At 67.1% G+C, this 14,520-nt stretch carries 15 protein-coding genes; 6 read left to right on the forward strand and 9 right to left on the reverse strand.

Translation table 11 applies throughout. The features are described 5' to 3' along the window. Nucleotides 1-128: 128 nt before the first annotated feature. The gene (locus tag V5D55_RS02165; RefSeq protein ID WP_435747196.1) at nucleotides 129-584 is read right to left on the reverse strand and encodes a MarR family winged helix-turn-helix transcriptional regulator; all 456 of its coding nucleotides are present in this window, start codon (nucleotides 582-584) and stop codon (nucleotides 129-131) included. A 1-nt stretch (nucleotide 585) separates the two neighbouring features. After that, on the reverse strand, nucleotides 586-2,304 hold the full coding sequence (locus V5D55_RS02170) for a DHA2 family efflux MFS transporter permease subunit (protein WP_435747198.1): 1,719 nt from the start codon (nucleotides 2,302-2,304) through the stop codon (nucleotides 586-588). Between the two features lie 155 nt (nucleotides 2,305-2,459). Between V5D55_RS02170 and dinB the strand changes: the two genes are divergently transcribed. Beyond that, nucleotides 2,460-3,656 (forward strand): DNA polymerase IV, encoded by a 1,197-nt coding sequence (gene dinB, locus V5D55_RS02175; RefSeq protein WP_435747200.1) that lies wholly within the window; start codon nucleotides 2,460-2,462, stop codon nucleotides 3,654-3,656. A 31-nt stretch (nucleotides 3,657-3,687) separates the two neighbouring features. Here the strand turns inward: dinB and V5D55_RS02180 are convergent, their stop codons facing one another. The 3 genes from V5D55_RS02180 to V5D55_RS02190 are packed head-to-tail and all read right to left on the reverse strand — an operon-like array spanning nucleotide 3,688 to nucleotide 5,828. Further along, nucleotides 3,688-5,094, reverse strand: coding sequence for a dihydrolipoyl dehydrogenase family protein (locus tag V5D55_RS02180; RefSeq protein WP_435747202.1), 1,407 nt, complete (start codon nucleotides 5,092-5,094; stop codon nucleotides 3,688-3,690). 53 nt (nucleotides 5,095-5,147) lie between these two features. Then, nucleotides 5,148-5,462, reverse strand: coding sequence for a hypothetical protein (locus tag V5D55_RS02185; protein WP_435747204.1), 315 nt, complete (start codon nucleotides 5,460-5,462; stop codon nucleotides 5,148-5,150). Between the two features lie 39 nt (nucleotides 5,463-5,501). Beyond that, nucleotides 5,502-5,828, reverse strand: a complete 327-nt coding sequence (locus tag V5D55_RS02190; RefSeq protein ID WP_435747206.1) for a hypothetical protein — start codon at nucleotides 5,826-5,828, stop codon at nucleotides 5,502-5,504. A gap of 102 nt (nucleotides 5,829-5,930) precedes the next feature. On the opposite strand from V5D55_RS02190, the gene V5D55_RS02195 reads away from it, so the two are divergent. Continuing rightward, entirely contained in the window at nucleotides 5,931-6,647 is a 717-nt protein-coding gene (locus V5D55_RS02195; protein ID WP_435747208.1) for a TetR/AcrR family transcriptional regulator C-terminal domain-containing protein, read from the forward strand. A gap of 122 nt (nucleotides 6,648-6,769) precedes the next feature. After that, a complete protein-coding gene (locus V5D55_RS02200) occupies nucleotides 6,770-7,102 on the forward strand; it encodes an ATP-dependent DNA ligase (protein ID WP_435747210.1) in 333 nt (110 codons plus the stop codon). Nucleotides 7,103-7,111: 9 nt separating this feature from the next. Here V5D55_RS02200 and V5D55_RS02205 read toward each other — a convergent pair whose 3' ends face one another. Further along, nucleotides 7,112-7,612, reverse strand: coding sequence for a hypothetical protein (locus V5D55_RS02205; protein ID WP_435747212.1), 501 nt, complete (start codon nucleotides 7,610-7,612; stop codon nucleotides 7,112-7,114). Between the two features lie 80 nt (nucleotides 7,613-7,692). Continuing rightward, entirely contained in the window at nucleotides 7,693-9,729 is a 2,037-nt protein-coding gene (locus V5D55_RS02210; protein WP_435747214.1) for a hypothetical protein, read from the reverse strand. A gap of 293 nt (nucleotides 9,730-10,022) precedes the next feature. On the opposite strand from V5D55_RS02210, the gene V5D55_RS02215 reads away from it, so the two are divergent. Further along, a complete protein-coding gene (locus V5D55_RS02215; protein WP_435747216.1) occupies nucleotides 10,023-11,318 on the forward strand; it encodes a hypothetical protein in 1,296 nt (431 codons plus the stop codon). Nucleotides 11,319-11,360: 42 nt separating this feature from the next. Here the strand turns inward: V5D55_RS02215 and V5D55_RS02220 are convergent, their stop codons facing one another. After that, entirely contained in the window at nucleotides 11,361-11,819 is a 459-nt protein-coding gene (locus tag V5D55_RS02220; protein WP_435747218.1) for a DUF1772 domain-containing protein, read from the reverse strand. A 74-nt stretch (nucleotides 11,820-11,893) separates the two neighbouring features. Here V5D55_RS02220 and V5D55_RS02225 point away from each other — a divergent pair, with 74 nt between their 5' ends. Continuing rightward, entirely contained in the window at nucleotides 11,894-12,199 is a 306-nt protein-coding gene (locus V5D55_RS02225) for an NIPSNAP family protein (RefSeq protein ID WP_435747220.1), read from the forward strand. Between the two features lie 33 nt (nucleotides 12,200-12,232). Here V5D55_RS02225 and V5D55_RS02230 read toward each other — a convergent pair whose 3' ends face one another. Further along, entirely contained in the window at nucleotides 12,233-13,237 is a 1,005-nt protein-coding gene (locus V5D55_RS02230) for a LacI family DNA-binding transcriptional regulator (RefSeq protein WP_435747222.1), read from the reverse strand. A gap of 152 nt (nucleotides 13,238-13,389) precedes the next feature. Here V5D55_RS02230 and V5D55_RS02235 point away from each other — a divergent pair, with 152 nt between their 5' ends. Beyond that, entirely contained in the window at nucleotides 13,390-14,499 is a 1,110-nt protein-coding gene (locus V5D55_RS02235; RefSeq protein WP_435747224.1) for a substrate-binding domain-containing protein, read from the forward strand. Nucleotides 14,500-14,520 lie beyond the last annotated feature (21 nt).

Genomic DNA, 14,520 nt, shown 5'->3' on the forward strand with positions numbered 1-14,520 from the left:
TGTCGTATGAAGCAGGAAAGTCATCTGACTGAACCACAGAAAAGCTCGTTCGACAAACCGGGACGTCATGACGAAGCCCCGCCGTCTCTCGGACAGCGGGGCTTCGGTCAGCACCGTCGGGTCGCCGTTCAGATCTCCGAGAGCAGTCGGAAGACCTTGGATGCAGCGTGGATCTCCTCCGGTGTCAGCTCCGCGACGACCGTTCGCAGACGCTCGGCATGGTCGCGCCGCAGCTCGGCGAGCACGGAGCGGGCCGTCGGCGTCGCCGTCAGCACCCGCAGCCGCCCATCCCGTTCGTCCGGCCGCGACTCGACCAGTCCCAGCTCCTCCAGCATCCGTACCTGGCGGCTGATGACGGACTTGTCCATCTCGAAGAGTCCGGCGAGCTCGTGCGCATTCGCGGTCCCCGCGCGGTCGATGAACGTCAACAGCTTGTAGCCGCCGACCTGCAGCTCGGGGTCGATCCGTGCCGCCGACTCCTTCCACAGCGTCCGCGTCCTCACGAAGATGAGGTTCAGATGCGTCTGGAGATCGCCGAGCGCGGTGTCGACGTCCGGCGAGGTCGCGGCTTCGGAGGTGACCATCTCAGGCCTTCGAGTCCCGGACCTCGCGCTCGAGCACGGTGACCGAGCCTGTCACGGGCTTCGCCGACTCGGCACCCGAGATCCGGATCGCTCCCGTGGACATCGTGGCGCCCACTTCGGCTTCGGAGACCTCGATGACCGACTCCTCCGCCTGCTCGCGCAGCTGCTCGGCGGCGTTCTTCGTCGACAGCGGCTTGTTCCGGATGAACGCGATCGCGATGACGGCGATCACTGCGAGCGGGATGGCGATGATGAACGCGTCGCCGATGCCGTGGCCGTAGGCGCCCTCGACGATCGCGCGGATCGTGTCGGGGAGCTGGCCGACCTTCGGGACGTCGCCGGATGCGAGGTGCTTCAGCGCGTCGACCTCGGCGGGCGTCGTCGGCACGAAGCCGTCGAGGCTGTCGGTGATGTAGCCGGCGACGCTCGTCGACAGGAGCGAGCCCATGACGGTCACGCCGATGGTGCCGGCGATCGTGCGGAAGAAGTTGACGTTCGAGGATGCTGCGCCGAGCTGCTGCGGGGCGGTGTCGTTCTGCACGATGAGCGTGAGGTTCTGCATGACCATGCCGAGGCCGGCGCCGAGGACGACCATGTAGGCGGCCACGAGCGGGAACGGGGTGTCGTAGCGCAGAGTCGCCATCAGGCTCACGCCGACGGTTGTGAGGACCGAGCCCGTCAGCATCCAGCCCTTCCACTTGCCGAAGCGGCTCACGAGCTGGCCGATGATGATCGACGCACCCATCTGGCCGATGATCATCGGGATGGTCATCAGGCCGGACTCCGTCGGCGTGGCGCCGCGGGCGAGCTGGAAGTACTGCGCGAGGAACACCGAGGTGGCGAACATCGAGACACCGATGGCGATGGAGGCTATGACCGAGAGTGTGAAGGTGCGGTTGCGGAAAAGCGACATCGGCACGATCGGTTCCTTGACGAAGAACTCGACGGTGATGAACGCGGCGATCGCGACGCCGGCTGTCACGGCGAGCATGATGCTCGTGGAGGAGTCCCAGTCGAACTGGCTGCCGCCCATCGACACCCAGATGAGCAGGGTGGAGACGCCGACGGCCAGCAGGACGATACCGAAGTAGTCGATCGACACCTTCGTGTCGCGCTGGGGCTTCGGCAGGTGCAGCGTGAACTGCAACAGTACGAGCGCGAGGATCGCGAACGGCACGCCGACGAAGAAGTTGGAGCGCCAGCCCCACACGTCGGTGAGGAGTCCGCCGAGGAGCGGGCCGCCGATGGTGCCGAGGGCCATGATGCCGCCGACGACGCCCATGTACTTGCCGCGCTCACGCGGGGAGATGATGAGGGCGACCGCGATCATGACGAGCGACATCAGGCCGCCGACGCCGATGCCCTGGATCACGCGGACAGCGATCAGCATGTTGGTGTCGGTCGAGAAGCCGGCGATCACGGTGCCGACGGTGAAGATGATGAGCGAGAGCTGGACGAGGATCTTGCGATCGACCAGGTCGGCGAGCTTGCCCCAGATGGGCGTGGAGACGGCGGTCGCCAGCAGGCTCGCGGTGATGACCCAGGTGTACTGGGACTGGGTGCCGCCGAGGTCGGCGATGATCACCGGCATCGAGGTCGACACCACGGTGCCGGAGAGCACGGCGACGAACATGCCGACGACGAGTCCGGAGATGGCGGTGAAGACCTCGCGCGGAGAGCGCACGGTCTCGGCCGTGGAGGAAGGTGAGGCGTTTGTCACGGGGAGGATGCTCCTGTGTAGAAAGTTGATAAGTGTCAACCATACGCCTGTAGTTGTAAAAATGCAACTATCGACTCGAGGCAACCATCGCGCTCTTCTCGGCGGCACCGATGTCCGCGGTGCGTGCGACGATCTGCACGTCGACAGGAGACGGGATGCGGGACGAAGCCACCGTGCTGCACGCCGATCTCGACGCGTTCTACGCCTCCGTCGAGCAGCGCGATGCGCCCGCCCTGCGCGGAAGACCGGTCATCGTCGGCGGCGGAGTGGTCCTCGCCGCGAGCTACGAGGCGAAGGCCCGCGGCGTACGCACCGCCATGGGCGGTCGGCAGGCGCTTCAGCTCTGCCCGGATGCTGTCGTCGTGCCGCCGCGGATGGATGCCTACTCTCAGGCCAGCCGCGAGGTGTTCGCCGTCTTCCGCGACACCACTCCCCTGGTGGAGGGCCTTTCCATCGATGAGGCCTTCCTCGAGGTCGGCGGGCTCCGGCGCATCGTCGGCACGCCCGAGCAGGTCGCGGTGCGACTGCGGGAGCGGGTGCGCACCGAGGTCGGGCTCGCGATCTCGGTCGGCGTCGCCCGCACCAAGTTCCTCGCCAAGGTCGCCAGCGCCGTGAGCAAGCCCGACGGACTGCTGGTGGTCGAGCCTGACAAGGAGGAGGCGTTCCTGCTCCCTCTGGCGGTCGAGCGCCTCTGGGGCGTCGGGGCTGTGACGGCCGAGAAACTGCACCGGTTCGGCATCCACACCGTGGGGCAGCTGGCCGAACTCGAGGCATCGACGGCCGAGCGGATGCTGGGCAAGGCGACCGGCGCCCACGTGCACGCGCTCGCCCGGCTTCGCGACCCTCGCCCGGTCGACACGACGCGGCGGCGGGGATCCGTCGGCTCGCAGCGCGCTCTGGGCACCCGCCCGCGGTCGCCAGAGGAGCTGGACCTGATCCTCACGCAGATCGTCGATCGACTCGGACGGAGACTCCGCGACGGCGACCGCGTGTGCCGCACCGTTGTCCTGCGGCTCCGCTTCGGCGACTTCACGAAGGCGACCAGGTCACGCTCCCTCGGCGCACCGACCGATCGCACGAACCGGCTGCTCTCCGTGGCGCGGATGCTGCTCGCCGCCGCACAGCCGGAGATCACCGAGCGCGGGATCACACTGATCGGCATCTCACTGTCACAGCTCGACCACGCCGACCGTGTGCAGCCCGAGCTCCCCCTCGACTGGGACGACGGACAGCGCCTCGACACGGTGCTCGACGCCGTGCGCGATCGCTACGGGGCGACCTCGGTCGCCCGCGCCACGCAGCTCGGGCGCGATCCAGGATGGTCCACGCCGCTCCTGCCGGAGCACGAGTGACGGCGGCGCCCTCCTGGGCTCCCCCGCGCCCTTACTCCCCCGCGCCACCGGGCTCGGAGAGGACAGCACGCGCGGCGAGGCCGATGATCGCACTGTACGTCGGGTACGCGAAGCGGACCCCGGCGAGGGTCGAGACGTCCACGCCCGCCGCCATCGCCGTGGTGACCGACTGGATGACCTCGATCGCGTTCTCCCCGACCGCGTGCGCGCCGAGGATGAGTTCGCGTCGCCGATCGGCGATGAGCTTCAGGAAGCCGATCTCGCGGTCGTCGATCACCGCGCGCTCGAGGCTCGCATAGGGGACGGAGACGACGACGCAGTCGGTGTCGCGCTCCCTCGCCTGCTCTTCGGTGAGTCCGACACCGGCGTAGTCCGGGTCGGTGAAGCCACCGGCAGGCAGCAGGTGGTGCGGCGTGCGGCGATTCGCTCCCAGGACGGCGTTCTCGGCCGCGGCCTCTCCCTCGAACTGGGCGGCCTGCACCAGCATGTCTCGTCCGTTCGCGTCGCCGACCGCGAAGATGTGCGGCACCACGGTCCGGAAGTACCGGTCTGCCGGGATGGAGGACCGTTCGATCGCGATGCCCGCGTTCTCGAGCCCGAGGTCTTCGACATCGGCGGGCCAGCCGGTCGCCATCACGACGGCGTCGAATGTCGCGGACCGCGACTCCCCGGCATCCCGCCAATCGAGCCGGATGGCTCCGCCCTCCGTGCGCTCGAGGCCGGAGACGGTCTCGATACCGGTGTGCACGTCGATCCCCTGCTGGGAGAACGAGGACTCGACGGTGGCTGCGATCGCCGCATCCGATGCCATGAGCACGCGCGGCGCGACGTCGAGGAGCGTCACCTCCGAGCCGAACGAGGCGAACACCGTGACGAGCTGCGCACCCGTGTTCCCGGCACCGATCACGCCGACCCGACGCGGCAGCGCGGGCAGCGACAGCACGTCCTCGGGGACGGTCGCGAGCTCTGCACCCGGAATCGGGAGCCGTTTCGAATGCCCGCCGACGCAGATCAGGATCGAGTCGGCGGTGAGGCGCCGGCCGCTGTCGAGCACCAGGGTGTGGTCGTCGACGAAGCGGGCGCGCCCCTCGTGGATCAGGTCGATGCCCGCCGCCGCGAAACGCTCCGCCTCGCGCTTGATCGAGCGCACCCGGTCGACGCGTTCGTGGACGCGCTCGACCGTGGTCGCCCAGTCGATCGCGGGTGTTCCGACCGCGACCCCGTAGTCGTCGGCGTGACGCGACTCACGGATGAGACGGGCGGTCTTGGCCAGCACACGGGTGGGCACACAGCCGGTGTTCACGCAGGTTCCGCCCGTGCGCCCTGCTTCCAGCACCACGACCCGGGCGCCGAGTTCGGATGCGCGCAGCGCCGCGGCCGTACCTGCGGGGCCCGCGCCGATCACGGCGACGTCGTAGTGCTCGCGGAAATCAGACATGGTGCCTCCTGCAGAAATGGGATCGGGCGTCGATTCGAGATGCTCGCGACCGGCTACGCGTCAGGCGTCTCGAGAACCTCGTCGACGAGAGAGATGCCGCCGGTCGAGTTCGCCGAATGCATCAGCTCTTCGATCCACTTCACATTCAGCTGCGGGGTCTCCGGCTCATCGAAGGTGAAGCGGAGCGGGATGGAGGGATGCAGCCAGATCGTCGAGCGCCCGGCCGGTTCCTCTTCGGGATGCCGCCACGAGAGCGTGAAGCTCTCATTGCGTCGCAGCTTCGTGGCGATCACGACCTTCAGATGCGCCAGTGCGCGATCCTCGATATGGATCGGGTCGTTCGCGCCGCCGTAGAAAATGGTGCCCATGGGTTTCACGATAGCCGTCCCCTCACCTCGACGACGGACCTAATCGACCTCGTACGTGGCGTCTCCGGACATCTCCAGAGACCCGCCCGTCGGAGCCTCGACACTGCGCGTGAGATCGTTCAATCGACTCACCAGTTCCTCATCCTCGAGCTCAGGACCGCGATCGCGCACGGTCTTCGCGACGATCTGGCTCGCCGGCCCGATCAGGAACTTCGCCGTCACCACCGAGCCGTCTTCTTCACGCACGGGTATCGCGATGATCTCCGCGCGCACGTCGTCGCCCAGGGCGCGGCCGTACGCCAGGAGCGCGTCGGCGATCGCATCGCCGGTCACGAACTCATCGCCGCCATACATGATCGCCTGCATGCTGCAGTTCTACGGCATCCTGTTCCGATCCGAGCGCCCCTTGCCCGGACGCTCCACGGCTGATAGCTTCACCGCTCCGGCTCATGCGAGTAGCGTTGCCCCATGCCGGATCGTCCTCAGGAGAAGCAGCGCGACTCGGCGGCCGGACGACTCAGCCGCGAGTTGATCGTCACGACGGCGCTGGAGCAGATCGACACGATCGGTGCGCAGAGCCTGTCGATGCGCTCCTTGGCACAGGAGCTCGGCGTGGAGGCGATGTCTCTCTACCGGTACGTCCACGGCAGGGAAGACCTCCTCGAAGGCGTCACCTCTGTGCTGATGGGCGACCTGACCGCGAGCTTCGACGAGGAGATCACCGGCCACTGGCAGGGCTTTCTCCAGACGGTCGCGCATCGCGTACGGCAGATCGCCATCGACCATCCCCGTGCCTTCCCCTTGGTGGCCACCCGTCACCCAGCAGCTCCCTGGCTCCGCCCGCCACTGCGGAGCGTGGAGCTGGTCGAGCTGTTCCTCGACACGCTCATCGGCCACGGCTTCTCCGACCGGCAGGCGGTCGACACCTACCGGTCCTTCAGCAGCTTTCTGCTCGGCCAGCTGCTGTTGGAGTCCGCCGTGCGAGGGGCCGAGATCAGTCCGCTCGAGGAGCCACTGGACGAGGGTGGGGCTGACGTACCGGAGCGCGACGGGGAGACCGAGGTCGACAGCGATGCCCAGATCGTCCGGTTGCGTCCGCTCTTGAGCGAAGACCGCAGCGACGAGGAGTTCGAAGCGTCGCTCGAGAGTCTGCTCGATCGCCTGAGCGCCGAACTCGCGCAGTAGTCACCCCGCCGCTTTCCCACCCCTGCCGTAGGGGAGCATTCGCGTTTGCAGATCGTCGCCTTACAGTGTAAACAATGAACAGGCATACGCCGTAAGTCGCAGACGGGGAGTCAACAGACACGATGGGGCGATTCATCTACGAGGGCAACGTCAAGACCGAGATCGAGGATCGGGCGCTGACCCACCTTCAGCTGGTCATGACGGCGAAGCTCCGCCGAGCGGAGCCGTTCAACTTCTCCTGGCGCGAGGACCCCAGCGTCGGGGGCGGCCGCACGACGGTCTGGGTGCATGCAGGAAGCTCGCTCGTGTTCAAGTACAGCGGCAGCCGGCAGCCGGCGATCAACAGGGAGTGGATCGAGGCGCTCGCGTTCACGGCCAACTCGCCGAGCGGTCTCTACCTCGTGCCCGAGCCCGCCGAGCAGAAATCGGCCGGCCGCGTCGAGGTGCCGACCTAGGAGCGATCGTCACGGCTGGACGACGCGCACCCAGGCCCGATCGACGCCTTCCGTGTCCGTCAGATTCACCTGGATCGGACCGGCGTACGGCAGTTGGTAGGTGTACTCGCCGGCCGGCGGGGCTGCGCAGTCGAAGGCGCCCTCGGTCAGCACGCGCTTCTCGCCGTCAGCCGTGATCACCTCGAATCCGACGTCACTCCCCTCGCACTGTCCTTCGACGCTGAACGGTCGGTCGGCGACGAGCACGGCCGGTCCGGCGATGATTTCGCCCGACGGATCGTCGCCCTCGTACTTGAGGGCGATCCCGACCTGTGTCGGCTCGTCGGTGGCCGGGTAGGCGAACTCCCCTGCCGACGACGCAGACGGAGATGGCGAGGGAGGAGAAGCGGATGCTGAGGGGTCAGACGACCCGGCAGGTTCCCCTCCGTTCGCCGTGCACCCGGAGATGAGGCACGCCGCGACGATCACGCCGGCAGGAACGAGAGCACGGACACGATTGCGAGTGTTCATCGGTGCAGGTTACGAGACGCCGACGGATGCGAACAGTGCCTTGCGAAGCTGGAGAGACGTGCTAACAGCGCAACACTCGCTCACTCCTCGCCCCTGGCCGCACGCCGCAGCCCCGCCGTCGCGTGCCGCCATTCCGAATAGGCGCCGTTGCTGCTCAGATCCAGCGCGATCCATGCCGTCGATTGCGCCGGGATCCGCTCGAGCACTCCCGAGTCCCAATCAGCGTCGATCAATCTGGCGGCTGCGAGCATCCGACGTTCCGAGTCGAAACCGATCGTCGACTCGGATGCTCGCGGCCGCAGTTCAGAAGATGTCAGGTAGTCGTAGCGGCGCAGACCGACGCTCATCAGGTCTGGCTCGAACGGGATCTCATTCGACATCAGGAATCCATGCCAGAGTGCAAGCTGAGTGATCAGAAGGGGCTGCGCGGCGGCCACTTCCTGGACCTGCACCATCTCCAGGTACGCAGATGAGAGCGCCTCCCGATCGATTCCGATCCGATCCCGCAGATCGGTGCCGCCTCCCTGCAGCGCTTCCATGTTGCTGAGCGAGAACACCGCGCAGAGAACACGATGCCGGATGATGCGGGTCTGCGATCGCCATCGCCTGTCGGCAAGGTAGCCCTCCTGCAGCCGCTCCGTCTGCAGCCACCCCTCATCCTCCATGCGCTGCAGGAGCTCGAGTGCGAGGTTCGACCAATAGTCCGCCGCGCTCACCCACTCCACGAGGCGGTGGCGTCCCTCGTGACGGGCGGCGGGAGCGGAATAGTCCGCCAGGAGCTTCTCGAGCACTTTCGCGAGGGTACCGGCGATCGCGAGGGCGAGTTGATGCTCGGTTTCGGTCTCGGCGCGCTTCGCCGAGACGAGCGGCGAGGCAGGTGCGTTCTCGCGGAGACTCTGCATGCCCTTCCTCCCGCCATCGAGTGCAGACTCGATGGCCCCGCGCTTGCTGTTCGACAGCGATCGATCCCGCGGGATGAACTCGGCATACGGGGGCCGAAGTGTCGCAGACTGACCGAGAAAGCGGTCCAACTGCTGGACGTCGCGTCTACTCGCCACTCCCACCGCGGCGAGGTGCACCTGCTGATCGGCGAGCAGGACGACCCGACGATCCTCGTAGCTGCTCCGCTCCCATTTCACGTCCTGCCGGAGAGCGAGGTAGCGGGCCAGGTGAGGACGGTCTCGGCTAGCGCGAAACTCTTCGGCACGGCGGAGCAGTTCCCGAGCGGTCGGTGAAGTATTCAAGACGAATGCGGGTTCCTCGAACATCCCGCGCGCAGGGCGCAGCAGGGACGGCGGCCCCGTCGAGCTGCGGTGCCGACGCCGACGCACGAGCTGCTCAAGAGGTTCGAACTCGCCGAGCGCGATGCGCCAGGCATACCGGCCTTCGACGATGGCCGATATCGCGTCCTGGTTCCAATTGATGACCGTGTCGTGAAACAGCATCGCCGCGATGGCGGCCTGCGAGCGCGCCACCGCTGCTGCCGGGCCCGTGAGCTCGTCTCCCTCACCGGTCGCCGCCGGCGCTCCGTGGAGATCGAGGAGATCGCGGTTGAACCACGCGCGGATGACCTGATGGCGGAGATGGAAGAAGCGCGTGTTGGTTCGCGGATCCTCGCCGAGGTACCTCATGTGCAGTTCCGCTACGCGCCGACGAAGCACTTCGAGCATTTCTGCTTCGCCATGACGGAGGAGGGGGTGAGCGCCGAGACTCTGCATGGCCGAATGCACGAGCTGCCGCTGCTCGCCCGACCCGATCGGTGGCCACTCTTCCGGTCGAGCGATCGGCCAGCTCGGTGACGCCAGGTCAGATGCACTCTCGACACCTGGTCCGACGGCGGTGTCTGCGATCCAGGTGTGGAGCACCGCAATGACGCTCGAGTCAGCCGCTAAGGCATCTGCCCAACGGAGCACCCGTCGCGCCTCAGCGCCGGTGTGATGCGCAGGGAAGGACTCCACCCCCCAGCGGAGGCCGACCTCGCGAACTGCATCGTCGATGTCGGCGTTCTTGTAGAAGACGAGATCGCGCGCCCACACCGCCGCTCGCAGCACCAGGCGGAGCACGTCGCGTGCACGCGCCAGGTAGTCGGGCCGCCAGAGTCCGTCGTTGTCGCGCACGACCACGATGAGTGGACCGAGTTCAAGACCCTGCCACGCGGCGGGGGATCCCAGAATTGTCTGACGGAACCCCTCAGCAAGCGCGACAATGTTTTCCCCCTGTACGGCCTGAGTCACCCTCTCACTATGGACCTGTCGGCAACAGCAGTCAAGCCGGATGCGACTCCGTCAGACTTTCTTCATCCAACTGCACCAGGGAGGTATCCATAAATGTCGCAGCGTGCTAGAAAGTATGCCAACAGGATATCTCGCGGATGAGCCTCCCGTGCGGATCCTCAGGCTGGAGGAATCGCATGGGTAAGAAGAAGAATGTCCGCGAGAACGCCCAGGGGCGCGACCCTCGCAAGTCGCCACCGTTCGACCTGGCGAAGCTGGCATGGGTCGGTGGCACGCTCGCTTCGCTGCTCGCCGCCTTCCAGGCCCTTGCGGGCTGGTGGCAGGGGGTGCACATCTTCGCCGTCATAGCGTTCCTGCTGCTCATGCTGTTCTCGATCGCCTTCGTGGTCGTCAACGTCGTGCTGACCTGGGAACGGTGTTCTTCGGAGGAGTTCGAACGCCGTGCGACGTTGTCGCTCGTCGTGGTCGGCAGCGCACACGGAGGGATCGTCGTACTGCTGGTCGTGCTCGATTCTCCCGACGTGGGATCGACCTCGTTCGTGTTCGCCGCCACGTGGATGGTGCTGACAGCATTCGCGATCACCTTTGCACGGGAGCGGGCTGCCCAGCACACGATGATCCATCGACTGCGGGTGGTCGCCTTCCGCTCCGGCGTCACCACACTCGGCATGACGATCGTGGCGCTGACTTGCGGTGGCGCGGGATTGATGATCCGCGAGATGCTCCGCGGCAACACCGCACACGCGTTGTTCTTCCTTCTGCAGACGACCTTCCTGGCCGCACTGGCTTTCCTCGTGCTGCTGGGAAGGCGCCGGGGAATCGGCATCGGGTTCTTGGCGATCGGGCTGGCCGTGGCGGGCACTGCCGCGGAAGTGTTGCTCCGCGGTCAGGTGTTCTTCGGGAACGCACTAGCCGGGCTCGCCGTCGCGGCAGTGGCCGTGGGTGTGACTGCCATCCGGCGAGGCACTGCCGGCTTCGGCGGCTCGCTCATCCTGGCCGGCGCCGCCGTCGTCGTCGTCGGGTTCGCCGCGAGAGAAGACGGCACCCTTCCATTCTTCGTCCTCTACCTGTCCGCGGGTATCATCATCGCGCTGGTCGGGGGAATGATCGTGATGTTCCCGACTGCGGTGGCGTGGAATGACTCCTCCCGAACCGGACCCGCTGTCTTTTTCCCCTCGCTGGCAGCCTCGCTGATCACGAGCTGCGGTTCGGCGCTCGTCGCGTGGCACTGGGTCACACTCGGACAGTGGGGATTCGCGGCGTGCTTCGCCGGCTACGTCACCGCAGGTCTCATGCTCGGCGGCGGAGCCGTGTGGGCCTGGACGAGAGGCGACAACCTTCCGCGCGGAAAGCACGTCCCCGATCGCCGTGGTTCCGTGCGCTGCAGCGACTCCCAACCTCGGTGCTCCAACTGCCCCATTCTGGTCCAGACCCTGCGAGCACCTCGGCCTGCGCGACCGCCCCGCCGCTGACATCGAATCGGCGTCCGCGGCAGGCGACTACCACGAGAGCACTCAGAGCACGAGCGCCAGGACGCCCAGCACCAACGCCACGACCGACGCCAGCGAGCGCAGGCCGTTCAACAGGTTCCAGCGCCCTTCGAAGGCGGACCGAGCCGCAGCGGCCGACGACGCGGCACTGTCGAGCGCGTTGTTCAGCGGGACATTGCCACCGGCGGTCACGAGGATCGCCCCGACGAAGAAGACGACACCCGCCGCGACGAGCAGCCAGCCGCGTGCACCGGTCAGATCGATGAGCCCGGCCCCCACGAGCAGCACCGGCGGCACGAAGATCGGCAGCAGGAACAGCGGGTTCATCACTGCACGGTTGATCGATGTCATCGCGGTCACGAAGGTCTCGTCGTCGGTGCGTGCCAGGCCCGGCATCACGCCGGTCGAGAACGACCAGAACGTCCCACCCCCGAGCGCGAGAAGGACGAGACCGATGACGGCGAGGATGTCGGAGAGCTCCACGCAATGCAATCTACGCCCTCGAGACATCCACGGCAGGAATCGAGTGCGCGGACCGAACTGGGAGGATGAACGACATGATCACAGTTCACCTGCGCTACGAGATCGACCCCGACAAGCTCGACGACTTCACCGAGTACGGCCGCACGTGGATCCGACTGGTCGCGAAGCACGGCGGAACCCACCACGGCTACTTCCTGCCGAGTGAGGGCGACAGCGACGAAGCGTTCGCGCTGTTCACGTTCCCCTCGCTCGCCGAGTACGAGGTCTACCGGACCGCCTCGAAGACCGATCCCGAGTGCATCGACGCGTTCGACCTGGCACGCAGAACCCAGTGCATCCGCCGTTACGAGCGGCGCTTCCTCAGCCCGGTCTTCGACTGACCCCAGACCGGAACAGCGTGCACGGCCGTCGCTTCAGCCGCGGCCGTGGGGGGCGATCTCTCCGCTGCCTCGCTGCACGAGAGTCACCGGGACGACCGTGCGCACCGGCGCTTCATCGTCGCCGCCGAGGCGCGCGAACACCCGCTCCGCCGCGTACGTCCCGATGCGCTGCGGATCTTGTGCGACCACCGTGACACCGGGATCCATGAGGTCGGCGAGGGCGACGTCGTCGAAGCCGACGAGCGCTGTGGTGCGCGCCCGTCCGGCGTCGCGGAGGGCGTGCAGCGCGCCGATGGTGATGAGGTTCTGCGCGCTGAAGGCAGCAGTGGGCGGCTCGTTCGACGAGAGGAGCTGACCGAGCGCCGCGTTGGCATCCTTCGCATCGTGCAGGCCCGCGACGATCAGGTCTTCGGGCACAGGAATCCCCGCCTCCGCATGGGCATCGAGGTAGCCCTGGTGGCGCTGGCGAGCCGTGACCAGATCGAGGCGGTCGGCGAGCAGCGCGATGCGCCGGTGGCCGTGCGCGATGAGATGAGCCGTGGCCGCGGCCGCACCGGCGCGGTTGTCACTCGCGACGGTGTCGACGTCGGCTTCCATCGGCTCGCGGTCGACATAGACGACGGGCAGACCGCGGTCCCGGAGGAGCGCGAGATACTCGGGGTGATCGCTGGCCGTGGTCAGGATCAGCCCGTCCACGCGTCGCTGCAGGAAGGCCCGGACCGCCTCGGACTCCCGTCCGGCATCGTCGTCCATGCTCGAGGCGAAGACGGCGACCCCGCGGGCGGCGGCGATGTCTTCGACCGCCCGGTGGATGGCGCCGGCGAACGGGTTGTCCACGCTGCCGACCAGAAGGCCGAGCGTGCGGGTGCGTCCGTCCGCCCGCCGGAGGCTGCCCGCCTGGAGGTCGAGCTGGTAGTCGAGCTCGCGAACCGCGTTCCACACGCGTTCGGCGGTGGCTTCCGTCACGTTCGGCTCGTCGTTGATGACGCGCGACACGGTCTTCACGCCGACGCCGGCGAGTGCGGCGACATGCTTCATGGTCGCTCGGGGCCTTTGCGCAGCAGATGTCGACATCGTTGTCACGCTTGAGTCTCATTTCCTGAAGGGTGACTTGACTCTACTTCAGCGATCGAGTAGAACTGCCTTTGACATCGTTGTCAACAGGGCGACGAAGGCCGAAAGGGAACTCAATGACGAAGCTCACCCCACGATTCAACCGCGCGCTTCTCGCCGCGGTTTCGGTGTCCGCCGGTCTCGCGCTGACGCTCACCGGATGTTCCGGCGGCACCACACCGGGCGGCGGCTCCTCGGATGACACGATCGGTGTCTCGCTCATCGTGAAGACCAACTCCAACCCGTTCTTCGTCGCGATGCAGGACGGCGCGAAGGCCGCCGCCGAGAAGGACGGCGTCACACTCACCCTGGCCGCGGGCAAGGAAGACGGCGACGAGGACACGCAGATCCAGGCCATCGAGGCCGCGATCTCCAAGGGCGACAAGGGCATCCTGATCACGCCCAACGGTCCCGCCGTCCTCGACGCGATCGAGAAGGCCCGCGACGCCGGCATCTTCGTGATCGCTCTCGACACGACACCCGACCCCGCCGACGCCGTCGACATCACCTTCGCGACCGACAACTACCTCGCCGGCCAGTACATCGGCCAGTGGACGGCCGAGAAGCTCGACGGCGAAGAAGCGGTCATCGGCCTCGTCGATCTGTTCGACGACAAGGCGGTGAGCGTCGACTACAACCGCGACCAGGGCTTCCTCGACGGGCTCGGCATCGAGCTCGGCGACGAGCAGGTCAACGGCGACGAAGAGTCCGAGGGCTCGTACACGGGAGGCAAGGGCGGCGACTACACGATCGTCGGCAACGAGGCCTCGCAGGGCGCCGAAGACGGCGGCCGCACCGCGATGGAGAACCTGCTCGCCAAGAACCCCGACATCAACGTCGTCTACACGATCAACGAGCCCGCCGCGTACGGCGCCTACCAGGCCCTCGAGGCCGCAGGCAAAGACAAGGACGACGTCCTGATCCTCTCGGTCGACGGCGGCTGCGCCGGTGTCGGTCAGGTCGAGGACGGGATCATCGACGCGACGAGTCAGCAGTACCCGGTGAAGATGGCCGAGCTGGGCGTCCAGGCCATCGTCGACCTCGTCACGGACGGCACCAAGCCCGAGAACTCCGAGGGGCTGGACTTCTTCAACACGGGCGTCGAGCTCGTGACCGACCAGCCCGTCGACGGCGTGAAGTCGATCGACACCGCCGAGGCCTCCGGCATCTGCTGGGGCGGCGAGTAAGCAACCCGCGGTCGCCGCGGG

This window comes from Microbacterium sp. PMB16 (assembly GCF_051294855.1).
Classification (GTDB): Bacteria; Actinomycetota; Actinomycetes; order Actinomycetales; family Microbacteriaceae; genus Microbacterium.